Here is a 23994-nt window from a genome sequence, read left to right as displayed (position 1 = left end):
GCATGTGGGTTGCCTAGATGACGCTAAGGGAGGATTTCCCGCTTCAGGTCGTTTCGGTAGTTTGGAACATGTTTACCGGAGCGCTGGGCTCCAAGGCTGCCCAGTCGCTTTCTTCTGGTAGGCTTTTTTTCAACAGAGGTCGGCGACAGCAACGTCACTCCATAACAACAAGGCTCAACCATGTATCGACTGTTTCTTGCCGGATCGCTCTCGTTGGCGGCCGGACCCTTGCTCGCGCAGACGAGCGAACCGCTCACGCTCGACCCTCTGTGGGTGAGCTCGCCGCGCGCAGAATCGGACTGGTTCACCTTGCCGATGGGGGTGTCCGCCGTGTCGGCGCAGGATCATCCGGGCGAGCAACTGCTGACCCTCGACAGCCTGCTGGGGCCGGTGCCGGGTGCGCTGTCGCAGAGCCGCTACAACCTGGCGCAAGGCATGCGTTTGTCCATTCGCGGTTTTGGCTCACGCTCCAGTTTTGGCGTGCGTGGCGTGCGGGTGCTGGTCGATGGGGTGCCGCTGACCATGCCTGACGGGCAGACCGAAATGGACGGTCTGGATACCGCGTTGGTCGAGCGTATAGAGGTCATTCGCGGCCCTTCGTCGACTATCTACGGCAATGCCGCCGGTGGCGTCTTGGCGATCCAGACGCGGGAGCCTGGAGACACGCCGCGCACGCAGGTCGAAGTGACCGGCGGCGAACTGGGCTATCGCCGCCTGCGCGCGGAAACCAGTGGCAGTGCTGGCTCGCTGGGTGCCTTGCTCGCTGTCAACGCCACACAGCTCGACGGCTACCGCACGCACGGCACCGCCGAAACCAACCACCTCACCGGCAAGCTGCGCTGGCAGGGAGAGCGCGGCACACTCGGGCTCACCCTGCATGCAATCGACAACCGCGCGGAAGATCCCGGTGGGCTGAACTTGGCTCAGGTCCGCGCTGACCGTTCCCAGGCACGGCCACAGAGCCTGCAGTTCGATTCCGACGAGTCCGTCGAGCAGCAACGCCTTTCACTGGTCTGGGATGGCCAGGCCGACGGCGACGATACCTACCAACTGCGCAGCTATTACGGCCAGCGCGAGTTCAGTAACCGTCTCCCGCTGCAGCGCAATGGCCAGACTGCCTATGACCGCTGGTTCGCCGGGGTGGGCGCCCAGCGCACCTTCCGCCGTGAGCTGGCGGGCTTGCCGCATCAGTTGACCGTCGGGATGGACCTGGAAAGCCAGCGGGATGAGCGCTCGCGCAACGACAACCTGACCGGCGGCATCACCGGCGCCCTGACGCAGCGCCAGCGTGAAACGGCGGACAGCCGGGGCGTGTTTGTCGAGGATCAGCTGAGCCTGGGCGATGCCTGGCTGCTCACCGCAGGCGTACGCTATGACAGCGTGCGGCTCGAGGCCAAGGACCGTTACCTGAGCGACGCTGACGATGCCTCGGGCGAGCGCAACCTGGAGGATTGGAACTACAGCCTGGGGCTGAGCCGGCAACTGGACACCCATCACGTGGCGTACGTGCGCTACGCAACCTCCTTCGAGACGCCGACCATCAACGAAATGGCCAACCCGAACGGGGGCGGCTTCAACCCATCGCTCGCCCCGGCACAGTCGGTCAACCGCGAGATTGGTTTTAAGGGCGAGCACCCTGGATTGCGTTACGAAGCAGTGCTCTACAGCATGCGCATCGAGGACGAGCTGGTTCCGGAAGGCCGCGACGGACGCACCTTCTACACCAATGCGGGGCGCTCCAGCCGCGACGGTGTCGAACTGAGCGGGGATTGGTTGCTGGGACACTACTGGCGGCTGACCGGGGCCTGGAGCTACAACCGTTACCGTTTCGACCAGTTTGAGGAATTCGACGGCAACCGCATCCCGGGGATTCCGAGGCAGAGTCTGTTCGCCGAGGCCAGTTATGACCGTGACGCTTGGTATGCGCGGGTCAACGTTAGTGCCTACGGCCACCAGTACGCCGACAATGCCAACCGCGACCGCGTGGCCGGCTACGCGGTGACCAACGCTCGGCTGGGCTGGCGAATGGCGTGGGGCGACCAGCGGTGGGAGCCCTATGTTGGCATCGACAACCTGCTGGACCGCGACTACTACGACAACCTGCGCATTAACGATAACTTCGGCCGCTACTACGAGCCCGCGCCTGGGCGGACGATCTATGCGGGGGCGAAGCTGACGTTCGAGTGATGGGCTGCGTTGTGATGCGGTCCGGCTCGCGGGTGAACGAGGCCCAGCGAGCCCGCTAGCGCGTCGTTCGATGCTGGATGGGTTTGCTCATGCGTAAGGGCTACTGGCTGGTGCAGCCTTACGCCACATCCGGTCCCGGCGTAACGCGCTCCAACCGCGGACATGCCCAGTCGACGAATGCCCGCACCTTGGGTGACAGTTGCAGCGCGTGTGGATAGACCAGTTGGATTGGCAGGTCCGCCGGTTCGTAATCGCTCAGCACTCTCACCAGGCGACCCTCAGCCAGCGCTTCGGCGACCTGATAGTGCATCAGTCGGGTAACGCCCAAGCCTTGCACGCAGGCCAGGCTGGCGGCGCGGATCTGGTTACAGGTCAGGCGCGGATTGATTTCTTCGGCCTGTTCTTTTTCGCCGTGGCGGTAGTACCAGTGGCGGCCCTGGCCGGCGAAGGCGATGCAGGCGTGGTCCCTGAGGGCGGCTGGTGTGTCGATGGCCGGGGCGGTGCTCAGGTATTCAGGGCTGGCACAGGTGACTAGACGGGTGCTGCCGATCTGTCGGGCGACCATCGCCGAGTCGGGCAGGTGGCCGATGCGCAGGGCGAGGTCGAGGCGCTCGTCGAGCAGCGGGATGATCTGGTCGCTCAGGTTCAGCTCCACCCGAATCGCTGCATGTTCCTTTAGAAATTCATTCACCAACGGCGCGATATAACGCTGACCGAACTCCATTGGCGCGGTCATGCGCAGCAGGCCGCGAACGCTGCCATCGCTGGCTTCCAGCCGCTGCTCCATGTCGGCAAAGTCCGCCAGCATGCGCCGGCTCCAGGCCAGGTATTGCGCGCCCTCGTCCGTCAGGGCCATGCGGCGTGTGCTGCGGTTCAGCAGGCGCACGCCGAGATGCCGTTCCAGCGCCGCCAGCGAACGGACCACTGATGCCACCGATTGCCCGGCCGCCTCGGCCGCCGAACTCAAACTGCCGTTGTCGACGATGCGAACGACGTTGGCCATTGCCTTGAGCTTGTCCATTGCCACCCCGGGATTTGTGCGATTGCTGCATAGATGTTGTCAGGACGGCGGTATAGGTGAAACCCGCTATCGGGCTGAGACTGCAGGGACTGAGGTCTATTGGACGTTCGCACATGAGTCAGTCAGCCAATCCCGCCCGCATTCTCGTCTACGACCATATCGGCATTCGTGTCAGCGACCGGCCGCGAGCGATGGCCTTCTACCAGGCGCTGGGCTTCGTCGAGCGCGCAAGCTTCCCGCTGTTCGAGGCGAACGAGATGGTCAGCCCGGACGGTGTGCGCATCAACCTGATCTTCAACGGTGCGCGTGCAGCTGATGCGCACAACGTGCTGCTGGATGCGCCGGTCAAGCGGCCCGGCATGACCCATCCGGCCTTTATCGTCGATGACCTGGAGGCCCTTCAGGGCTGGCTGGACGAGCAGGGCATCGTCATTACCGAGGGGCCGCATCCCATCGGCCCGCGACGGATCGCGCTGTTCATTCGCGACCCCGACGGCAACGTTCTTGAATTCAATCAGCTCATCAGAGGAGGTGCGCAATGAAACTGTACGACCTGGGTCCGTCAGGCAATTGCTACAAGGTGCGGCTGTTCGCAGCGCTGGCAAACATCGATGTCGAGCTGATAGCCGTCGATTTCCTCAATGGCGAACATAAAAGGCCGCCGTTGTCCGAGCTGAATCCGCTCAAGCAACTGCCGATTCTGGAGGATGCCGGGCATGTCGTCCGCGACTCGCAGGCCATTCTGGTTTATCTCGCCGGCGCCTACGGCGGACTGGCGTGGTGGCCCGACAATCCGCGCGGGCAGGCGGAGGTCATGCAGTGGCTGTCATTCACCGCCAACGAGATTCAGCACAGCGTGAATGCGGCGCGGCTGGTGCAGAAGTTCGGCTATCCGCTGGACAAGGCCGCGGCGCTGGCGAAGGCACCGGAAGTGCTCCAACAGCTGGACGACCATCTGCAGCAGCGTGACTGGCTGGCGCTCGACCGGCCCACCATCGCCGATTGCGCGGTCTACCCCTATGTGGTGCTGGCGCCGGAAGGCGATGTGGATCTCACGCCTTACAGCCACGTCGCCCGCTGGATGAGGCGGCTGGAAGCATTGCCGGGTTATCTGCCCAAGCCCTGAGCCTGAGACGGGCCTCAGCATCGAGGGATCGCCGTTCCAGTCGCCGAGGAGGGACTGCTCGGTTGAGCGCTCGGCTGCGTGGGCAGGCGTGAACCGGCCGGCGGCAACAACGCGGCTGCCGAAGCGCAGGCGTGTTGTCGGTGTTCTGATCCTTGGGTGAGGTCGGGCCGGCCCTCGACGGCGAGCCGGCGTTGTGCTCAGCGGGCGGGCGCGCGCGGGTCCCAGAGCAGGCGGCTACGTCCCTGTTCGTATGCCATGCCCTCGGGAAAGCTGACCAGCTCCAGCTGCAGGCCCCACGGCGCGAGGAAATACACCCAGATCAGGCCCTTGCCCGGCCCGTCCGTAAAGGTCGAGGGCTCGCCGAGTACGCGGATGCCGCGCTCCCTGAGAAAAGCCACCGCTGCGTCCATGTCGTCGACGTAGAACGCCAGGTGATGGCCGCCGATGTCGCTGTTCTTCGGTGGCGAGCCGGCCTGGTCCGGTGCCGAATACTCGAACACCTCAAGGTTGGTGCCATTGCCGCAGCGCAGCATCTGGAAGTTCCGGATGACGGCACGCGGATGGACATTGAGGTGCTCGTTCATCCAGTCGTCATCGAAGGCGAAGGTGCCAAACTCGAAGAATGGCTCGCAACCCAGCACTTCGCAGAAGAAGCCCACCGCCTCATCAAGGTTGGGCACCGTCAGGCCGAAGTGCTGGATGCCGCGCTGGCCGGGCAAGCTGCCTCTGGGCGGGGTAGGGATGGGATGGTTCATGGTGTTTCCTCCGGTGCAGGGCCGGACCGGATGGCCAGCCGTGTTGTTGTTATTCAAAGCAAGGGGGAGTGCTGTCCGGCGGCGAGGCCTTCGGGCGCATAGGTGCTAGTGCGGGCGCCGAGTTCCAGGCCCTGCCAGGCGAGGACGCGCTGGTAGCACTCGGGCAGGGAAGCAGCGGTTGCCCAGGCGTCGGCCAGTCGCTCGGCGAGCGCCAGATGGCTCCCCGCCTGGCAGCGCAGGTCGCTGGCACAGGCGTGGTAGAAGCGGTTCACCACGTCGGCCATGGGCTCGCGCCAGTCCTCGATCAGCAGCGCGGCGTGCGCCAGCACTACCGGTCTGCCATCGCGGCTGCGGCGCCAGCGCTGGGCGGTGCCGGCCAGCTTGCGGCCTTCCAGCGTGAGGTTGAAGCGGCCGTCACAGAAGGCGCCAAGCACCGCACCGACACCGGCCTTGAGGCCGTTCTCCGCCAGCCACAGGGCCAGGGGTTCGAGCAGCCGCTGGTAAGCGATGTCGATGCGGTTGCCGGTCTCGTCGCCAGCCGGCAAGGCGCAGGCCAACGCGATGTTGAGCACGGCCGAGGACTGCGGCACCGGCTCGCCGCCGGTATCACGCAGCAGGATCGGCCAGCCCTGCGCCGCGCAGCGTTGGCTGGCCAGAGCAAAACCGGGCCGGCGCTCGAAGCTTCCGGGCATCACCAGCGCCTGACCGGTGGGGCGCCAGAGCAGCAGCTGGCAGTCGAACAACCCGTCGCAAACGCGCTGCAACAACGCCCGCTCGGCATTCAGGCCGGCGCCCACGCTGAACCGGGCGATGCCGTTCATGCCGCGTACCCCTCGATGCGCCGACAGAGATCATCGAGGAACTCTGCGGCGGGCGAGCCGTTGACAGCGCGATGGTCGAAGGTCAGCGACAGGCCCATCCACTCGACGTCCACCAGTTCGCCGCTGGGCCCGAGTTCCAGCCGCCGCTGAATGCCGCCAACCCCCAGAATGGCCACCTGTGGCGGATTGAGGATCGGCGTGAAGTGGTGCACCCGCGACAGCCCCAGGTTGGACACGGTGAAGGTGGCGCCGGTCAGCTCTTTGACCGACAGCTTGCCGGCCAAAGCCTTGTCCACCAGCGCCTTGCGTGCCTGGCACAGGCCTTCACCGTCCAGCTGTTCGGCATCGAACAGCGCCGGGGCGACCAGCAGATCGCCCGGCAGCGGGATGGCGAGACCCAGATGCACCGCCGCGTGCTGGTGGATCACCTCGTCCTCCAGCGTGGCATTCAGGCCGGGATGGGCCTTGAGCGTCTCGACCACCTTGAGTAGCAACAGGTCCTGCACGGACACCGCGCTGCCCTCGGCCTTCAGCTCGGCGCGACGGGTTTTCAGCGCATCCAGCCGGCATTCGCTGTGGTGGGTCAGCTGCGCGGTGGTCTGCAGGCTTTCGTGCATCTTCGCCGCGATCATCTTGCGCATGCCCTTGAGCGGCACTCGTTCGGGCGCGCGCTCGGGCAGGATTTCCAGTCGAGTCATGGCTATTCCACCTGGGCGATGACCGCGCCCTTGGCGATCACCGCGTCTTCTTCCTCGATGATCTTCAGCACGCCGGCAGCCGGCGCCTCGATCTCGAACTGGGCCTTTTCCGACATGACCTCGGCGACCAGATCACCGGCGGCCACTTCGGCGCCGTCGCTGACCAGCCAGGAGGTGATCACCGCTTCGGCGTCGCCTTCCCAGAGGTCGTTTGCAATCACGATGGGGGTACTCATAAACGTCATTCCTTATGCATGGCGTGGTAGGCGGCCACGATCTTGTCGGCGTTAGGCAGGGCCCATTGCTCCATGACCGGGGTGAAGGGGATGGGGATGTCGGGGAAGGCCACCCGCTGCGGGCGCGCCTTGAGTATGCCGATGTCGTGCTCGACGACGCTGGCGATGATTTCGCCGCTGACGCCAAAGCTGTGATAGTCCTCGTCGATCACGATCAGCCGGCCGGTTTTCCTAACCGAGGCGATGACGTGCTCGCGGTCCAGCGGCACCAGGCTGCGCAGGTCGATGACCTCGGCGCTGACGCCGTCCTTTTCCAGCTGCGCGGCAGCGCGCAGGGCGTGGTGGACACCTACGCCGAGGCTGACCAGGCTGACGTCGCGCCCTTCACGTACCGTTTTCGCCTTACCGATCTCGACGATATAGGGCTCCTCCGGCACCGGCACCGTGGCGCCTTTCTCGGTGCCCAACCAGCCCATGCCCTGCAGCGACTTGTGGAAGAGATACACCACCGGGTTGTCGTCGCGGATGGCCGCAGTCATCAGCCCCTTGGCGTCGTAGGCGTTGCTTGGTACCACCACCTTCATGCCCGGCAGGTGGGCGAAGGTCCCGTAGAGGCATTGCGAGTGCTGAGCGGCATCCGAGTAGCCGGCGCCGGTGGAGGCCATCAGCACCATGGGCACCGGCACCTTGCCGCCGGAGAAGTAGGTGTTCTTGGCCATCAGGTTGTAGATGGCGTCCATGCAGACGCCGAAGAAGTCGACGAACATCAGCTCGACGATCGGCCGCATGCCGTCCGAGGCGGCGCCCACGGCGGCGCCGATGAAGGCCGTCTCGGAGATCGGCGTGTCGCGAATGCGCGTCTTGCCGAACTCGTCATACAGCCCGCGGGTGTTGCCGAACACGCCGCCAAGCTGGCCGATGTCCTCGCCCATCACGAACACCTTCGGGTCCAGGCGCATTTCCTGGGCCACGGCTTCGGCCATGGCACGGGCGATAGTGAGCTTTCTTTCTTTTACGGCTGTGGTCATGGGGTTCTCCTGCTCAGCCGGCCAGTGCGGCGGGGCTGACGATGATCTTGACGTTGCGGTCCTTGTGGTTGGCCAGCTCCTCGAAGCCCTGTTCGAGGATGTTGTCCAGGCCGATGCGGCCGGTGATCAGCGGGGTGACGTCCATGCGGCCGTCGGTGATCAGGGCAATGACGTCGGCGAATTCACCGGCGTAGGCGAGCGAGCCGATCACCTGCTTCTCGGTGGCGACGATCTCGAAGAAGTTGAATTCCGAGGGCTCCTCGAAGATGCCCACCATCACGCAGCGCCCGGCCTTGCGGATCACGTCGATGGCGAGCTTGGCGGTGGACTTGTGGCCGATGCACTCGAAGGAGACGCCGGCACCGTAGCCGCCGGTGAGCGCCTTGATCTCGGCGATGGCGTCGCACTCGCTGGGGTCGATGACTCGGTTGGCGCCGACTTCCAGCGCCTTGGCCTTGCGTGCGGCGGACATCTCCAGGGCGATCACCTGGCCGGCGCCCGCAGCCTTGGCGCACATGATGGTGCACAGGCCGATGGTGCCGGCGCCGACCACCACAACCGTTTCGCCGAGCAGGCTGCCGGCCTTCTTCACCGCGTGCATGCCGACGGCCAGCGGTTCGATCAGCGCACCGGCCTCCAGCGGAAAGCCTTCCGGCAGGCGGTAGAGCAGTTCGGCCGGCACGTTGACCAGTTCGGCGAAGGCGCCGTTGTTCATCAAGCCGGTGAAGGCCAGCTGCTCGCAGAGGTTGTACTGGCCGGTCTTGCAGAAACGGCACTGACCGCAGTGCTGGCAGGCATCGGCGGCGACCTTGTCGCCCGGCGCGTAACCCTCGACGCCTTCACCGGTGGCGACGATCTCGCCGCAGAACTCGTGGCCGAGGATGCACTGGCCCTTGATGCCGGTGAGCGGGTGCGGCGCATCCACCGGAATGAACACCGGGCCGGCGAGGTATTCGTGCAGATCGGAGCCGCAGATGCCGCACCAGTGCACGCGGATCTGCACCCAGCCCGGTTGCGGCGCGCCGGGCAGCGGGACCTGTTCCAGGCGGATGTCCTTGCGGCCGTGCCAGACGGCGGCGGTCATGGTGGCTTGGCTGTTCATCGGGCGTTCCTCTTGTTGTTTTCGGATGGGCTCACACGAAGACCTGTTCCAGCGCCTCTTCCGGCCGCGGGTAGGGGCTTTCGCGGGCGAACTGCACGGCTTCGTCGATACGCCCGCGGGCGCGTGCGGCGATCTCTTCGGCCTGCGCTTCGCTCATCACGCCTTCGTCGATCAGGCGCTGGCGGTAGCCGGGGATCGGGTCCTTTTTCATCAGGCCGTCCTTCTCGCCCTCGGGGCGGTAGGTTTCGCCGTCGCCCATGAAGTGGCCGGCCAGGCGGTAGGTCTCGATCTCGATCAGGGTCGGGCCGCCACCGGCGCGGGCGCGCTCGATGGCTTCACCGGCGGCGCGGAACACGCCGTCCGGGTCGTTGTTCTCGACGAACACACCGGGCATGCCGTAGGCCGCCGCGCGTACGTGGTGCTGCGCGATGCAGGTGGCGCTGGCCTTGGCCACCGAGATGCCCCAGGCGTTGTCCTCGATGACGAACACCACCGGCAGCTTCCACAGCGCGGCGAGGTTCAGCGTTTCGTGGAAGGCGCCCTGGTTGGCAGCGCCCTCGCCGATAAAGGACACGGCCACGCCGGGCTTGCCCTGCATCTGTCGCGACAGCGCCGCGCCGACCGCCGGGCCCATGCCTTCGGCGATGATCCCGGAGCAGGAGAAATTCACCCGGCCATCGAACAAGTGCATGTGCCCGCCGCGCCCGCCGGACAGGCCGGTGGCCTTGCCGAAGATCTCGGCCATCATCTCGTTGAGGTCCACGCCCTTGGCCACGGCGATGTGGTGCGGGCGGTGGGTCGCGGTCACGATGTCTTCGGCGTTCAGATGGGCGCAGACGCCCACGGCACAGGGCTCCTGGCCATTGGAAAGGTGCATTTCGCCGGGGATCGGCCCCTTGGCCATGTTGAACACTGGCGTCTTGCCTTCCATGTAGATGCGCTCGATGGATTCCTCCATGTAGCGGCTGGTCAGCATCTGCTCATACATCCACAGGCGCTGCGAGTTGTGGGGCTGGGTCATGGGTGGACTCCCTGGTAGTGGCGGGTCAGATCGTGCGTTCGTTGAGCAGACGGCCGATCTGCTCGGCCTGGCGCAGGGCCAGCGCGACGATGGTGAGGGTGGGGTTCTGGCCGCCGCTGGTGGTGAACTGGCTGCCATCGGAGACGAACAGGTTGGGAATGTCATGGCTCTGGCCCCACTTGTTCACCACGCCGTCGCGGGCCTTGGCGCTCATGCGGTTGGTGCCCATGTTGTGGCTGGCCGGGTAGGGCGGCAGCTCGATGATGTCGGTGGCGCCGGCGGCCTCGTAGCACTTGGCGGTGGCGGCGACACCGTGCTTGCGCATGGCGGCGTCCATCGGGTGGTCGCTCTTGGTCACCACCGGAATCGGCAGGCCGTACTGGTCCTTCTCGGTGGCGTGCAGGGTGATGCGGTTGCTCTCCAGCGGCAGGTCTTCGCCGCATAGCCAGACGCCGGACATGTGGTTGTACTTCTCCATCCGCGAGGCGAACTGCTTGCCCCAGCCCCGAGGTGTCGGGTCGAGGAAGGCGGAGAGGAAGGGCAGGCCGAGGGCGAGGATCTCCAGCCGGTAACCACCGACGAAGCCGCGCGACGGATCGTTGTAGGATTCGTCGGAGATCACCCCGGCGCAGGTGGTGCCACGGTGCATGTTCACCGGCTTGGGCATCACCGCGAAGATGCCTGCGGTGGTGTGGGTCATGTAGTTGCGCCCGACCTGGCCGGAGGCGTTGGCCAGCCCGTCGGGGAACATTGACGAGGCGGAGTTGAGCAACAGGCGCGGCGATTCGATGGAGTTGCCCGCCACGCACACCACTCGCGCCTTCTGCCGCTGCAGGTTGCCCTGGGCATCGGCGTAGACCACGGCATTGGCGCGACCCTTGGCGTCGTGCTCGATGCGTAGCACCATCGACTGCGGCCGCACCTCGCAGTAGCCGCTGGCTTCGGCGCGGGGGATGTCGGTGTAGAGCGTCGACCACTTCGCGCCCATCTTGCAGCCCTGCATGCAGAAGCCGATCTGCTGGCAGGCCGCGCGATCATCGTAGGGTTCGGTGTTGATCGCCATCGGCCCGGAGAGGATCTCCTTGTACCCGACCCGCTTGGCACCGGTGGCGAGCACCTTGAAGGAGTTGTGCCACGGGTGATAGGCCATGCCGGTGCTCGGCCCGGTCACGCCCATGTGCTTCTCGGCCTTCTCGTACCAAGGCGCCATCTCTTCCAGCGTCACCGGCCAGTCGAGCAGGTTGGCACCGGCGATGTCGCCGTTGATGCTCTGCATCTTGAATTCGAAATCGCGGAATCGCAGGGCGATCCCGGCCCAGTGCACCGTGCTGCCGCCGACCGCCTTGACGATCCACGCGGGCAGGGTCGGATTGTTCTCGGCGAGGTGCCAGCCACCGGCGGCCTGGCGTTTATCGAGCCAGGAGATCTTCTTGAACATGGCCCATTCGTCGTTCTCGATATCGTCCAGGCTGAATCGTTTACCGGCTTCGAGTACCACGCTGCGAATTTTCTGTTTGGCCAGCGCGTTGGCGAGCGTCCCGCCGCCGGCACCGGAGCCGATGATCACCACGACGCCATCGTCGTCCTGGGCAAAAGTTGCCATGGGGTATTCCTCATCTTGTTCTTGTTGTTAGCTTGTGCGCGCGGGCGTTCAGAGCCAGTTCAGGTCGTCGAAGCCACGGTTGACGTAACCGCCGTACTCCCAGGACGAACCCTCGTAGCCGAACAGCGGAAACAGCGCCTTGTTGTCGTACAGGCCGAACATCAGGCTGCTGCGCACGGCCTTGAAGAAGGGGGTGTTCTCGATGTCGGTCAGCAGGGCCACCCGCTCGGCCTCGTCGAGCTGTTCGAATGGAGAGCCATGGGCCTGGCGCGCCTGCTGCTGCAGTTCGTCCAGGCCGCGAGCGACCAGCGCAGGCTGCTCGTCCAGCAGGCCGAACAAGGGCTGCACATAGTGGTGGTCGCTGATGAACGCATGGGGGAAGACGTCACGGCCCATGCGCAACAAGCCTGCGGGGAGGTCTGCCCGCTGCTCTTCGGCAAGCAGCGTTATTGGAATCAGTTGCGACAAGCTGAATGCCAGCATCGACTGGTTGGAGAGGGATAGAAAACGTCGCCGGTTTAGCGTGCCGTGCGGGCGAGCTGAATCGTGCATGACATAACTCCTGATTATTACCGGCAGTTCCAGGATGATCGGAATGCTGGCGATCTTGTTATGCGAAGAAGGTGTTCCGCAAAACAGTACGAGCAGGTGTCATGCCAACTCTTCAATAGCGTTTATATGTTATATAAGTTTTTGATAAATATCGTTTTTATTTAAATTTATGACGGCTTGTTATTTGATGTGTAAAACACTCTTAGCTTTACACCTGTAACGCGCTGTAAAGCGTTTTACAGTACGCAGGAAAAAACCTGAACAGGCAACGTGCTTCTAAAGTTCAGGCTGGTCTGTTCGGGTTAATGGTTTATCCTGACGTTATTGCACAACAATAAAATGTATTGCTGGAGTCGCCCGCGTCAGGTCTGGTGCGAGCGCTTCAAGGAGGAGGCATGAACCTGCTGTCCGGTCCTGTCAGTCATATCGATGCCGTGCTGTCCCTGGCCAATGCGCCGCACCTGCCCGGTGATCGCGATCCGATCATCGCGCGCTCATGGCGCCGCTGCGTACATGACTATGGTCTGGACCCCGCGCACCCGGCCGAGGCCCGTTTCGTGCCGCGGCAGGTGCTGCGTGAACATCAGGATCAGGCCGACGAGCTGATCAATGTGGCCCGCGCGGGCGTCGAGCAGCTCTACCGGCAGATCGCCGAGCTTGGGTACGTGATCCTGCTGACCGACAACCGTGGCATCGCCGTGCAGTTTCTCGGCGATCCGGCCGATGAAAAGGCGCATCGCAAGACCGGCCTGTTCCTTGGTTCGGACTGGGGTGAGGACCACGCTGGCACCTGTGCGGTCGGCACCTGTATCAAGGAACAGCAGGCGTTGACCTGCCATCAGCAGGATCATTTCAGCGTCTGGCATACCAACCTCACTTGTACCGCCGTGCCCATGTTCAATCCGCACGGGCAGCTGCTAGCCGTGCTGGACATCTCGGCATTGCACTCGCCCCCCACAAAGGACTCTCAGACCTTCGCGCTACAGCTGGTCAAGCAGTACGCACGGATGATCGAAGACGCCTATTTCATGCGCGTGTACCGCGAGCGGCCGATCCTCTGTTTCGACGGTTCACGCGAGTTCGTGCTGATCAACCGTCGCTACTTGCTGGCACTGGGTGACGACGGCCAATTGCTGGCTGGCAACACCGCCGCGCGCGGCCTGCTGGCCGAGCACGGCCTGATGATGCCGGGCCCCTTTGGCACCCTGGCGCACACGCGGGTCGATGAGTTGTTCGATTGCGAGTTGAGCGACGTGCTCAGCATTCCCTACGCCAGTCACGATCAGGTGCGCGCCTTTCGCACCCACCGTCACCAGCTGTTTTTCGCCGCCCTGATGGAGCCGCGCCGCCAGAGCGCTGCGCCGACCGAACGCAGCGCGCCCGGAGGGCATGCCGCGCTCGATGCTCTCGCTGACGACGACCCGGTGATGCGCAAGATGCTCACCCGTGCCAAGCGCCTGTGCAGCGAGCCGCTGAACGTGCTGCTCAATGGGGAGACCGGGACCGGCAAGGAACGACTGGCCAAGGCGCTGCATGAAAGCGGCAGCCGGTGCAGCAAACCCTTCGTGGCGATCAACTGCGGCGCGATGCCCGAATCGCTGATCGAGAGTGAACTGTTCGGCTATGCCCCGGGGACCTTTACCGGGGCGCGCAGCAAGGGCATGCGCGGGCTGATCCAGCAGGCCGACGGCGGCACGCTGTTCCTCGACGAGATTGGAGACATGCCGCTGCACTTGCAGACCCGGCTGTTGCGGGTGCTGGCCGAGCAGGAAGTGATGCCGCTGGGCGCTGAGAAACCGGTGAAGGTGGACATCCGCGTGGTTGCCGCCAGCCACCGCGACCTGCGGCAGATGGTCGAGAGCGGGACGTTTCGTGAGGACCTGTTCTACCGCCTGAACGGCGCGGCGCTGAAGCTGCCGCCGCTGCGCGAGCGCGCCGACAAGGGCTTTCTCATCGAGCGCGTGTTCGCCGAGCTCGCCGAAGGCCGCCCCGGCAACCCGCACCTGCGCGGCGATGCGATGAGTGCGCTACTGGCCTACCCTTGGCCGGGGAACATCCGCGAGCTGCGCAATGCATTGCAGTATGCGCTGGCGACCTGTGAGGACGACGAAATCACCGTGCAGGATCTGCCGGACGAATGCCTGCCTCCGATTCTGGCGCGCTGTCGTCAGTCGGCAGCTGCCGCCGAGCCCGACTCGGCGTCAGCACTGCGCGACCAGCTGCGTCGGCACCGCTGGAACGTCAGCGCAGTGGCGCGAGAGCTGGGTGTGTCACGCCCGACGGTGTACCGGCGCATGCGCGTGCTGGGGATCGAAGCGCCGATCTAGAGTCTGGCCAAGCGACGAAGCAAAGGCACACGACGCTCGCGCCGAGTCTTACGCGGCCGTCGCCAATCCAGTTCACAGCGCAGCGTGCTGCTTACCGTGAAACCCGCACAGGATGTCGGCGATGATCGTAAGGGCGATTTGCGCGGGCACCTTGTTGTCCGGCCTGACGCCGGCCTGCGCACGAATGTGGCAAGCGTCGGCCTCGCTCAGGCGCCGACACGCTGCAGGCGCTCGTCCCGTTTGAAGGCCAGGGCCGACTCGCGCGCCTGCAATTGGACACCGGCATACTCGGAAGAGTTGGCGGCATAGGCCCGCGTCAGTTCTTGCTCAGCGACCAGTATGCAGGCTTGAACAGGTCCCGCTCACCAAGCATAACCACCCCGCCAGCGAAGGCGACCAGCACCAGCAGAATGTAGAGGACAAGTTGCAACAGGCCATGGGGCATCGGCAACCAGTGCAGTGCGGTGGCGACGGCCGCGGCGATTGCAACCCAGCGCAGCAGCATGGTTAAGGCCAGGCCGGCCGGCGATGCCCGGTAGACGTAGAGCCCCATCAGTAGAGCCTGCAATGCAGCGCCGCTGGAAAATGCCAGGGCCAGGCCCTCGGCGCCGTATGGACGGTAAAACAGCGCGTCTAGGCTGACCGTCACTGTCGAGCTGACTAGCGTGACGACCAGGAACACACGCGACCGTTGCTGCGCCAACAGCGCTCGTCCCCACAGCAGTGCCAGTCCCATTGCCGGCAACCCCAGTGCGTAGAGCACTACCAGCGACGCGGTGGCTTCGGTCTGGGTAGCGCCGAATTGGCCGCGCTCCAGTAATACAGCGACCACGCTCTGCGGAAACGAGCAGAGCACCACGCTGGCAGGCACCAAGAACAGCATGGTTGCTAGCAGCCCTTTGCGAATCATCGTGCCATGTTCGGCGAAGTTGCCGTTGGCCCAGCTCGAGACCATCCGCGGAAACAGAACTGAGAGGACCGACAGGGCATAGAGCGTCAAGGGGATGGTGACGATGCGGAACGCGAAGGACAACATGGTGATGCTGCCCTCGTCGAGAAAAGAGGCGAACATCCGTTCGGCAAGTACGCAGCTCTGTTGGGCGCCCGCCGCAAGCAATACCGGTGCGAACGCCAGGCCGAAACCGCTCGCGTGTCCCGCCGTCTCCACCTTGTCGCCGCCGCGTAGGTAGGCGATGCGGCGATGCTGGACCACGATGAGAGCCAGCTGGGGCAGCAGCATACCGATAAAGATGACCATGCCGGTTGGCTGGAACAGCAGAATGCCGATGATCGCGCCGGTATTGAGCAGCAGGGTGCGGATCATCGGCAGTATGAAAATTTCGTCCATGTTGAGCAGCGCACCCTGGCAGTAGAGCGCCGCCTGAACAGCGACCAGTAGGGCGCCCACGCTGAACACCACCTGGCCACTCACAACCTGAACATCGGTCCAGCCGGGTGCCAGTGCGCCGAGTATCCAGTAGCTGCCGATTACCGCCAGCGTGCTGGCCGCCGCGCCCATGAGCATCACGCGCCAGTACAACCAACGGCTAACCGCTTGGAACAGCGCCTCGGACTGGCTGCGCAGCTTTTGAAGGTAAGGAATCATGGCGTCGCGCAGAGCCAGGCCGAAAAACTGTTCGAAGAACAGCGGCAGAATCAGCGCGACGAAAATCAGATCTGCTTCCCAACTCAGACCGAAGGCCTTGGCGATGAACAAATCACGCAGGAAGCCAACTAGAAAACTGGCGACAGTAAGCGCCAGCAAGACTACTGATACATTCATTCCTTTATCCTGTAAGGGTCAATATCGGCAGTCTGGACAATGGCGACTTAACGCTGATGGTGCGATCGAGCGTCAGGCTCGGCACTTGCAGCCATCATTGGCCGGGGCGGCGAATGCGAGATAGACTGGGCGCCCTGTGTATAGTTCCTGAGCCGTCGCCAAGCGCTGACTGTGGGCGCGCACGCCAAATTTGGATGCTCAAAGCCACTATGCGAGCGCAGCGGGACTGCTTATGGTTCGCCCCTATTTGTAGGGGGACCTTGTTCATTTCGTAGCTGACCTTTTCTTCGGGCGGCTCCGCGGTCGCTGACTGATCGTTGGGTGCTAGTCGTCGTCGCTGCTCTGGTGGCTGCGAGGATGGGACAGATGAATTTCTACGTGCTAAGAATTGCACAGGTCAGTCAAAACAACCCCATCATCCCTGAGACTGTCCCGTCCACGGTATGACGATCTGCAGATCCCCTACAAGCAGCTGCGTCGCCACCATCCAGACCACCGCTCCAATCAGCCCCAAGGACAGATGCCCAACCACGATGCCGATCGCGATCTGTTTCCAGAGACCGGCATGCTGGTTGGTATGGGCGGCAGCGGTGCGATAGGGTGTTTCGCGTTCGGCGCGGATGTTGTCGAAGTCGTCTCTCATGGGGCACTCTCGGTGTGGCTGGCTAAACGGCAGGCACAAAAAAAGGGCTCAGCTTTCGCTGAACCCTTTCTTTAATTTGGTGGCTACGCAGGGACTTGAACCCCGGACCCCAGCATTATGAATGCTATGCTCTAACCAACTGAGCTACGTAGCCAAGTGGCGCGCATTATTCGCGCCGCGCGGTTGTGTGTCAACCCTCCGGGTGGGCTTTTTCTACCTGCTTTTTCAAATGCTTATGCCGCCGGTCCGACCGCTGCCGGTGCGCTGTCGATCAACCCCGTTTGGCGAGTGTCCTGGGGTGGCCATGCGCTCGTTGCGGTCGGGCGCGGCGATCTGCTGCATCTGTTCGTATGCCATTTGCAGCACTTGCGCCTGGAGGTTGGCGGCAAGGTGATCGCGCTTGTGCTAGTCGAGTCGAGTCGAACGTCAGGGGGTTCCAGCCGGTCCAAGCGGTCTACTCCCGCAATACCGCGCTGGCTGTGCGATTAGCCGTTTTCTTTAATTCCCGGAGTGAGTCCTGGGTGAACATGCCTGGACGAGTCATGGATGACCGGTCCGAACGATGCAGTACCGGGGCTGCCTAATCCTTCAGGCACCTATGTGAGGAGATCAATCATGCTCAGCATTCCCCTTCCAAGCGATCCGCCGATGCATCCCTGGCTGGCGGACCAATCGCCGATGAATGACCTCGACGACGCCGAGAGTGACACCGAGCTGGACGATGGTGGTGTTCTGCCGGAGGGAGTACTTGAGCAGCTGGAAAAGGAACCGCCACCCCCGGACCCGATGCCTGATCCTGGCGTGATGTAGCTGGGTTAGGTTGTGCTTATGATGGTTCAAGCCGTGCCGGAGGCGTGCAACTTGTGAGGCAGGCGTTCCGGCTCTGCATCAAGGTGGCTGGGCAGCTGCGCTTTAAGCTCGATCAATCATTTGCTTGCGGTTGTGTCTGTCCGCTGGTATCCAAGCGTTCTGGCCGCCGAATCAATCCGGCCCGCTCAGCGGATAGGATTTGAACGGGTGGGTAAATTCTTAGTGACAGCCCACGTCTATTACCGTCGGCGCTGGCCGGAACGTCTATGGCCTATGCCTCAGGCACAGGGGTATTGAGGACATCCTAGGGATAAGCGCGCTGCAAGTTCTTTTCGGTTCCGTTACGCCGCCTGCGGCCAGGGTGTGTAGGAACATGTCCTTCCTTGCTCAAGAGACGTTGACGCATGAAAAGGCGGTTGTCGGTTGTTGCGCTGCTGATTGGCTTGCATGTGTTCGTCGGTGTCACGCTGATTCCAGATCTTTCCCTCGGACTGTTCGGCAGCGTCTTGGCATGGGGCTATCTCGTGCTCTCGGCTGTGCTGATGCGTTTCGGCGTTCTGGTGCGCGGCGCGGGAAGTGCGCTGCTGGCGTGGTCCGGATTGTTGGCGATGGGCATCTTTTCCAGCCTGGCGATCTTTGCATTGCTGCGCGCCTTTGTTTTGGTGTTGGCCTCGTTGCTCGGTTGGGAGTCGGCTGCTATTGGGCGAGTCACGGCGTTGGCCGTCATCGTTGCGGTGGCAGCGGTCACCCTGTTCGGTGTGCTCAATGCGCGGCGAACGGCTCGTGTGGTTGAACGCAACATCGCGCTGCGTAATCTTCCGCCAGCGCTGGAGGGCTTCAGCATTGTGCAGCTCAGCGACATCCACGTGGGGCCGACGATCAAGCAGGGTTATATCGATGCGATCGTCAGGCGGGTCAACGGGCTTTCGCCGGACCTCATCGTGATCACCGGTGATCTGGTAGATGGCAGCGTTGCCGATTTGGCCGATGACATTGCGCCTTTGGCGCAGCTAAGCGCGCGCCATGGCACGTATGTGGTGACCGGCAATCACGAGTACTACTCCGGTGCGGACAGCTGGATTGCCGAGTTCGAGCGGCTGGGTATGGCCGTGCTGCTCAATCGTCATGTTCAGCTCGAGCACGGCGATGCAGGTATGGTGCTCGCAGGCATTGCCGATTATTCCGCGGAGCTGTTCCGGCCCAGCCATCGCAGCGATCCGGTCGCAGCATTTGCCGGTGCGCCCGACGATGTGCCTCGCCTCCTGCTGGCGCACCAGCCCCGTTCAGCGAAGGCCGCATTGGAGTTGGACTGCGATCTGCAGTTGTCGGGACATACGCACGGCGGCCAATTCTGGCCCTGGATGCATTTCGTGCGCTGGCAGCAGCCTTGGGTGGCAGGGTTGCAGCGCGTCGGTGAAATGCAGATCTATATCAGTCGCGGAACTGGTTACTGGGGGCCACCGCTGCGCTTTGGGGCGCCGTCGGAGATCACGCGAATTCGTTTGGTCAGGGCTGTTTGAGCCAGAAACTAGCCCGCCAATGACTCGCGGCTCAGCAGTGCGTAATCCTGGCCTTCTTGTTGCCCGCGGCGTAGAGGATTGCGTGTGCAGTGCGCGGCAAAGCCTGCATCCACGAAGCGGTAGGGCAGATGCTCGTCACGGCCGGTGGGGATGCCCAGGCGTGTGGTCTGGATGATGTCCGGACGTGCGCCAATGTCGTCCACGCGCAGTCTGGCAGGGTCCATGCGCTGGGCATTCCACTCTGCAACCTTCAGCCCCAGGGCCTTGCATAACAGTGTCTGGCCGGAGCAGAGACGGGTCAGGGGACGTGGGCCGCCTGCGGCCGAGGGGCTGTTGGTGCGCATGCGTTCGATGGACGCTTCACCTGACAGCGAGTCGACCCAGGGATATCCGGCCTTGATGCAGACGGCGTTGCCGTGCCCTTGTACGCTGAAATTGAGCGAGTCCCCGCCACGTGAGTAATAGAGATAAAGATGGCCGGCCGGCATGAACATGGCACGCCGCGAGTGGCTGTGGCCGAGTGATGAGTGACTGGCTTTCTCGTCGATGTAGTAGGCCTCAGTCTCTATGATGCGCGCCGACAACCATAAACCGTCTACGCAATGGCGAATCACGGTCCCGAGCAATGCCTGAGCGACGATTTGCGCGTCCCGGTCGAAAAAAGCGTCGTCGAGGTGCTGTAGCGGTGGTTCGGTGAGGCTGTTCATCTGGGCTCCGGCTTCGGCAGGTCTGCCTGTTCCGACCGCGCAAGCGGGGCGAATATTCCGCGGATGATGGTCAGATTCCGTACCGGTCGTCAGTCAGATGCCTGGCGCAGACGCTTTTTCTGACTGTTCAGCAGGACGAGTTTGCGGCTCGGAATGCAAAAAGCCTCGCGTGAGCGAGGCTTTTTGAGCGTTGCGATCAGCGCATGCCGAGCTGGCGATTTCGCTTACACGTTGAAGCGGAAGTGCATCACGTCGCCGTCCTTGATGATGTATTCCTTGCCTTCCAGGCGCCATTTGCCGGCTTCCTTGGCGCCGGCTTCGCCCTTGTACTGAATGAAGTCGTTATAGGCGACCACTTCGGCGCGGATGAAGCCTTTCTCGAAATCGGTGTGGATCACGCCGGCGCCCTGAGGGGCGGTGGCGCCGATCTTCACGGTCCAGGCTCGGACTTCCTTCACGCCTGCGGTGAAGTAGGTCTGCAGGTTGAGCAGTTCATAACCGGCACGAATCACGCGGTTCAAACCAGGCTCTTCGAGGCCGAGCGATTCGAGGAACATGTCTTTTTCCTCGCCATCATCCAGCTCGGCAATTTCCGCTTCGATCTTGTTGCACACCGGCACCACGACGGCACCTTCTTCGGCTGCAATGGCGTTTACTACGTCCAGATGCGGGTTGTTCTCGAAACCGTCTTCGGCAACGTTGGCGATATACATCACCGGCTTGCTGGTCAGCAGGTGGAAACCCTTGGCCAGTTGCATCTCGTCCTCACCCAGTTTCTTCAGCAGGGTGCGGGCTGGCTTGCCTTCGGTGAAGTGCGGGATCAGTTTTTCCAGCAGTGCTTTCTGTGCGACGGCTTCCTTGTCACCGCCCTTGGCGTTGCGTGTGACGCGCTGCAGTTGCTTTTCGCAGCTGTCGAGGTCAGCAAAGATCAACTCGAGCTCAATGATTTCGATGTCGCGCTTGGGGTCGACCGAGTTGGAGACATGAATGACGTTCTCGTCTTCAAAGCAGCGCACCACGTGGGCAATGGCATCGGTCTCGCGAATGTTGGCGAGAAACTTGTTGCCCAAACCTTCACCCTTGGAGGCACCTTCGACGAGGCCGGCGATGTCGACGAACTCCATGGTGGTCGGCAGGATTCGCTCGGGCTTGACGATCTCAGCCAGGGCCTGCAAGCGCGGATCGGGCATCGGTACGATGCCGCTGTTCGGCTCGATGGTGCAGAAGGGGAAGTTTTCCGCAGCGATGCCGGACTTGGTCAGCGCGTTGAACAGGGTGGACTTGCCGACGTTGGGCAGGCCGACGATGCCGCAATTGAATCCCATGGTGTCTTGCCTCGGTACTGGCTGGCAGCGGATGCGCTACCGGCGTTGCCAAACTGCGTTAAACGGCTTCGTGATGCGCTGCAGTGCAAGCTTTCCGCTCAGCCGTTGCCTTGTCTTGCGGTCCCGCGTCGAGTTCGATCAGGCCTTCTGGCTGTGCAGACGCTGCATCGCACGCGTCCAGTCACCGGCAAGAATCTCGGGTAGCACGTCGAACGTGAAGTCGATGCTGGCGTCGAGCTTTTCGCGCTCGGCCTGGGGCGCCCGGCCCAATACATAACCGGTTACCAGACTGCTGTGGCCTGGATGGCCGATGCCCAGACGCAGGCGGTAGAAATTATTCTGATTGCCGAGCTTGGCAATGATGTCGCGAAGCCCGTTATGCCCACCATGGCCGCCGCCCTGTTTGAGCTTGGCAATGCCGGGGGGCATGTCGAGTTCATCGTGGGCAACCAGGATGGACTCGGGGGGAATACGGAAAAATCCAGCCAGTGCCGCCACCGCCTGACCGCTGCGGTTCATGAAGGTGGTGGGGATCAACAGGCGGACATCTTCGTCCTGATGGCGAAACTTGCCGACCAGGCCGAAATACTTGCGATCGGCGCTGAGGTTGACGCCCTTGTGGGCAGCCAGACGCTCAACGAAAAGGGCCCCTGCGTTATGCCGGGTCTGGTCGTATTCAGGGCCTGGATTACCCAGGCCGACGATCAGTTTAACGGCAGTCACGACAGAGGCCCTTCCTCAGGTGATGACGAGTGGATTACTCGGCAGCGCCTTCTTCTTTCGGAGTGTCTTCCTTGCTCACGCGAGGGGCGTGAACGTTGGCAACTGGCAGGTCACTGCCGTGTGCCAGGGCGACCAGCTGAACGCCTTTCGGCAGAGTCAGGTCGGTCATGTGCAGAACCTGGCCGACTTCAACCTTGGCCATGTCGACCTCGATGAACTCTGGCAGGTCTTGCGGCAGGCAGGACACTTCGACTTCGTTGATGTTGTGCAGGATTTCGCCACCCTGCTGCTTCACGCCAACCGAGGTTTCCTGGTTGATGAAGTGCAGCGGAACGGTAGCGGTCAGCTTGTGACCTTCGACGACGCGGACGAAGTCAGCGTGCAGGACGAAGCTCTTGGCCGGATGACGCTGCAGTGCCTTGATCAGAACGGATTCGTTCTGGCCGTCGACATTCAGGGTCAGCACGTGGCTGAAGGAGGCTTCGTTTTCCAGCATCTTGGCCAGGTCTTTGGCCAGCAGGCTGATGGACTGCGGGGCCTTGTCGCCACCGTAGATGACGGCCGGGACGAGGCTGGCGTTACGACGCAGGCGGCGGCTCGCACCTTTCCCCAGGTCGGAACGCACTTGGGCATTCAGGGTGAAATCAGTCATTGTGTTTCTCCAGGATAACAACGCACCCGAAACGCTCGCGACCAGCGCTACCGGGCGGTTGGGCAAAAAGCCCCGCACGAGGCGGGGCACATTTTCGTTCTGCGCAAGGGGCTAAGCGTTGGGCTTAGCGGAACATCGCGCTGATCGATTCAGCATTGCTGATGCGGCGAACCGCTTCAGCCACCATTGGCGCGATGTCCAACTGGCGAATACGGGTACAGGCTTGCGCCGCTGCGGACAGCGGAATGGTATTGGTCACGACCAGTTCGTCGAGAACCGAGCCTTCGATGTTCTCGATGGCGCGACCGGACAGAATCGGGTGTGTGCAATACGCAAAGACCTTGGCAGCGCCATGATCTTTCAGAGCAGTAGCAGCGTGGCACAGAGTGCCGGCGGTATCGACCATGTCATCGACGAGGATGCAGGTACGACCTTCGATATCGCCAATGATGTGCATCACCTCAGACTGGTTGGCCTTCGGGCGACGCTTGTCGATGATCGCCAGATCCACACCCAGCGACTTGGCGACGGCACGAGCACGCACCACGCCACCAATATCGGGGGAGACGATCATCAGATTCTCGAAGCGCTGAGCCTGGATGTCATCAACCAGGACCGGCGAGCCGTAGATGTTATCCACGGGCATGTCGAAGAAACCCTGAATCTGATCGGCGTGCAGGTCGACCGTGAGGACGCGGTTAACGCCTACCACATCGAGCATGTCTGCCACGACCTTGGCACTGATAGGCACACGTGCGGAGCGCGGGCGGCGATCCTGACGGGCGTAACCAAAGTAGGGGATGACGGCTGTGATGCGAGTGGCGGAGGACCGGCGGAAGGCGTCTGCCATCACAACCAGTTCCATCAGATTGTCGTTGGTGGGAGCACAGGTCGGCTGAATCAGGAAGACGTCCTTACCGCGAACGTTCTCATTGATCTCGACACTGATTTCGCCGTCGGAGAATTTACCGACGTAAGCGTCACCGAGAGGGATATGCAGCTGACGTACAACACGCCGGGCCAGGTCGGGGTTGGCATTCCCCGTGAAGACCATCATCTTGGACACGCGCAGTACCTGCCTGAGGGTGGATCCGATGAAACAAAAAGCTGTTCAAAAGGCCAGGCGTTTTGAACAGCTCTCGTGATGTTTGGCAGGGGCGGCTGGATTCGAACCAACGCATGCCAGGATCAAAACCTGGTGCCTTACCGCTTGGCGACGCCCCTGTAGATGTAACCCTGAAAAGTGCTTGTCCGGCTGTACTAACCCCGAAAGGTTATGGCAGGGGCGGCTGGATTCGAACCAACGCATGCCAGGATCAAAACCTGGTGCCTTACCGCTTGGCGACGCCCCTGT

At 62.8% G+C, this 23994-nt stretch carries 24 protein-coding genes and 3 tRNA genes; 6 read left to right on the top strand and 21 right to left on the bottom strand.

The features are described 5' to 3' along the window. The first annotated feature begins 180 nt into the window (after positions 1-180). On the top strand, positions 181-2187 hold the full coding sequence (locus tag AAGW23_RS20425) for a TonB-dependent receptor (RefSeq protein WP_342408100.1): 2007 nt from the start codon (positions 181-183) through the stop codon (positions 2185-2187). Positions 2188-2305: 118 nt separating this feature from the next. On the opposite strand, the gene AAGW23_RS20420 is transcribed toward AAGW23_RS20425, so the two are convergent. Next, positions 2306-3208 (bottom strand): LysR family transcriptional regulator, encoded by a 903-nt coding sequence (locus AAGW23_RS20420; RefSeq protein ID WP_342408099.1) that lies wholly within the window; start codon positions 3206-3208, stop codon positions 2306-2308. Between the two features lie 113 nt (positions 3209-3321). On the opposite strand from AAGW23_RS20420, the gene AAGW23_RS20415 reads away from it, so the two are divergent. Next, on the top strand, positions 3322-3750 hold the full coding sequence (locus AAGW23_RS20415; protein WP_342408098.1) for a VOC family protein: 429 nt from the start codon (positions 3322-3324) through the stop codon (positions 3748-3750). Continuing rightward, entirely contained in the window at positions 3747-4334 is a 588-nt protein-coding gene (locus AAGW23_RS20410; protein ID WP_342408097.1) for a glutathione S-transferase, read from the top strand. The genes AAGW23_RS20415 and AAGW23_RS20410 overlap by 4 nt, the downstream gene beginning before the upstream one ends. 197 nt (positions 4335-4531) lie before the next feature. Here the strand turns inward: AAGW23_RS20410 and AAGW23_RS20405 are convergent, their stop codons facing one another. From AAGW23_RS20405 to AAGW23_RS20365, 9 genes are read right to left on the bottom strand one after another with little or no spacing between them, the layout of a single operon-like run. Continuing rightward, entirely contained in the window at positions 4532-5089 is a 558-nt protein-coding gene (locus tag AAGW23_RS20405) for a VOC family protein (RefSeq protein ID WP_342408096.1), read from the bottom strand. Between the two features lie 53 nt (positions 5090-5142). Continuing rightward, positions 5143-5910 (bottom strand): lipoate--protein ligase family protein, encoded by a 768-nt coding sequence (locus AAGW23_RS20400; RefSeq protein ID WP_342408095.1) that lies wholly within the window; start codon positions 5908-5910, stop codon positions 5143-5145. Then, positions 5907-6608, bottom strand: coding sequence for a 2-oxo acid dehydrogenase subunit E2 (locus tag AAGW23_RS20395; protein WP_342408094.1), 702 nt, complete (start codon positions 6606-6608; stop codon positions 5907-5909). Before AAGW23_RS20395 ends, AAGW23_RS20400 begins: the two co-directional genes overlap by 4 nt. Positions 6609-6610: 2 nt before the next feature. Further along, positions 6611-6844 (bottom strand): lipoyl domain-containing protein, encoded by a 234-nt coding sequence (locus AAGW23_RS20390; protein WP_342408093.1) that lies wholly within the window; start codon positions 6842-6844, stop codon positions 6611-6613. A gap of 5 nt (positions 6845-6849) precedes the next feature. Then, positions 6850-7872 carry an alpha-ketoacid dehydrogenase subunit beta gene (locus AAGW23_RS20385; RefSeq protein ID WP_342408092.1) on the bottom strand — a complete coding sequence of 341 codons (1023 nt, stop codon included), beginning with the start codon at positions 7870-7872 and terminating at the stop codon, positions 6850-6852. 13 nt (positions 7873-7885) lie between these two features. Further along, positions 7886-8956: a 2,3-butanediol dehydrogenase gene (locus AAGW23_RS20380; RefSeq protein WP_342408123.1), complete on the bottom strand. Its 1071-nt coding sequence runs from the start codon at positions 8954-8956 to the stop codon at positions 7886-7888. Between the two features lie 49 nt (positions 8957-9005). Then, entirely contained in the window at positions 9006-9995 is a 990-nt protein-coding gene (locus tag AAGW23_RS20375; protein WP_342408091.1) for a thiamine pyrophosphate-dependent dehydrogenase E1 component subunit alpha, read from the bottom strand. Between the two features lie 25 nt (positions 9996-10020). Then, positions 10021-11598: a GMC family oxidoreductase gene (locus tag AAGW23_RS20370; protein ID WP_342408090.1), complete on the bottom strand. Its 1578-nt coding sequence runs from the start codon at positions 11596-11598 to the stop codon at positions 10021-10023. A gap of 48 nt (positions 11599-11646) precedes the next feature. Next, positions 11647-12150, bottom strand: a complete 504-nt coding sequence (locus tag AAGW23_RS20365; RefSeq protein ID WP_342408089.1) for a gluconate 2-dehydrogenase subunit 3 family protein — start codon at positions 12148-12150, stop codon at positions 11647-11649. Between the two features lie 395 nt (positions 12151-12545). Between AAGW23_RS20365 and AAGW23_RS20360 the strand changes: the two genes are divergently transcribed. Continuing rightward, positions 12546-14477, top strand: a complete 1932-nt coding sequence (locus tag AAGW23_RS20360; RefSeq protein ID WP_342408088.1) for a sigma-54-dependent Fis family transcriptional regulator — start codon at positions 12546-12548, stop codon at positions 14475-14477. Between the two features lie 316 nt (positions 14478-14793). Here the strand turns inward: AAGW23_RS20360 and AAGW23_RS20355 are convergent, their stop codons facing one another. The 4 genes from AAGW23_RS20355 to AAGW23_RS20340 all read right to left on the bottom strand — a co-directional run bounded on the left by AAGW23_RS20355 (position 14794) and on the right by AAGW23_RS20340 (position 17260). Then, positions 14794-16260 carry a lipid II flippase MurJ gene (locus tag AAGW23_RS20355; RefSeq protein ID WP_342408087.1) on the bottom strand — a complete coding sequence of 489 codons (1467 nt, stop codon included), beginning with the start codon at positions 16258-16260 and terminating at the stop codon, positions 14794-14796. A 415-nt stretch (positions 16261-16675) separates the two neighbouring features. Further along, positions 16676-16903, bottom strand: coding sequence for a hypothetical protein (locus AAGW23_RS20350; protein WP_342408086.1), 228 nt, complete (start codon positions 16901-16903; stop codon positions 16676-16678). Positions 16904-16980: 77 nt separating this feature from the next. Further along, a tRNA-Met gene (locus AAGW23_RS20345) sits at positions 16981-17057 on the bottom strand. 71 nt (positions 17058-17128) lie between these two features. After that, positions 17129-17260: a hypothetical protein gene (locus tag AAGW23_RS20340; protein ID WP_342408085.1), complete on the bottom strand. Its 132-nt coding sequence runs from the start codon at positions 17258-17260 to the stop codon at positions 17129-17131. 258 nt (positions 17261-17518) lie between these two features. On the opposite strand from AAGW23_RS20340, the gene AAGW23_RS20335 reads away from it, so the two are divergent. Both AAGW23_RS20335 and AAGW23_RS20330 read left to right on the top strand, forming a co-directional pair. Continuing rightward, positions 17519-17713, top strand: a complete 195-nt coding sequence (locus AAGW23_RS20335; RefSeq protein ID WP_342408084.1) for a hypothetical protein — start codon at positions 17519-17521, stop codon at positions 17711-17713. A 404-nt stretch (positions 17714-18117) separates the two neighbouring features. After that, positions 18118-19233 carry a metallophosphoesterase gene (locus AAGW23_RS20330; protein ID WP_342408083.1) on the top strand — a complete coding sequence of 372 codons (1116 nt, stop codon included), beginning with the start codon at positions 18118-18120 and terminating at the stop codon, positions 19231-19233. Between the two features lie 8 nt (positions 19234-19241). On the opposite strand, the gene AAGW23_RS20325 is transcribed toward AAGW23_RS20330, so the two are convergent. From AAGW23_RS20325 to AAGW23_RS20295, 7 genes are all read right to left on the bottom strand, one after another. After that, positions 19242-19940 carry a DNA-3-methyladenine glycosylase gene (locus tag AAGW23_RS20325; protein ID WP_342408082.1) on the bottom strand — a complete coding sequence of 233 codons (699 nt, stop codon included), beginning with the start codon at positions 19938-19940 and terminating at the stop codon, positions 19242-19244. 224 nt (positions 19941-20164) lie between these two features. Further along, a complete protein-coding gene (gene ychF / locus AAGW23_RS20320) occupies positions 20165-21265 on the bottom strand; it encodes a redox-regulated ATPase YchF (RefSeq protein WP_342408081.1) in 1101 nt (366 codons plus the stop codon). 138 nt (positions 21266-21403) lie between these two features. Continuing rightward, entirely contained in the window at positions 21404-21988 is a 585-nt protein-coding gene (gene pth, locus AAGW23_RS20315; RefSeq protein ID WP_148924468.1) for an aminoacyl-tRNA hydrolase, read from the bottom strand. A 34-nt stretch (positions 21989-22022) separates the two neighbouring features. Further along, positions 22023-22640 carry a 50S ribosomal protein L25/general stress protein Ctc gene (locus tag AAGW23_RS20310; protein WP_342408080.1) on the bottom strand — a complete coding sequence of 206 codons (618 nt, stop codon included), beginning with the start codon at positions 22638-22640 and terminating at the stop codon, positions 22023-22025. A 124-nt stretch (positions 22641-22764) separates the two neighbouring features. After that, positions 22765-23706, bottom strand: coding sequence for a ribose-phosphate pyrophosphokinase (locus AAGW23_RS20305; protein WP_021208703.1), 942 nt, complete (start codon positions 23704-23706; stop codon positions 22765-22767). Positions 23707-23789: 83 nt separating this feature from the next. Continuing rightward, positions 23790-23864: transfer RNA gene (locus tag AAGW23_RS20300), tRNA-Gln, on the bottom strand. 53 nt (positions 23865-23917) lie between these two features. Beyond that, positions 23918-23992: transfer RNA gene (locus AAGW23_RS20295), tRNA-Gln, on the bottom strand. Between the last annotated feature and the right edge of the window lie 2 nt (positions 23993-23994).

The sequence above is a fragment of the Stutzerimonas chloritidismutans genome, from assembly GCF_038562055.1.
In the GTDB taxonomy this organism is placed as follows: Bacteria; Pseudomonadota; Gammaproteobacteria; order Pseudomonadales; family Pseudomonadaceae; genus Stutzerimonas; species Stutzerimonas chloritidismutans_A.
Note: the sequence above shows the minus strand (reverse complement) of the source record. Positions and strands in the feature narration are given on the sequence as shown.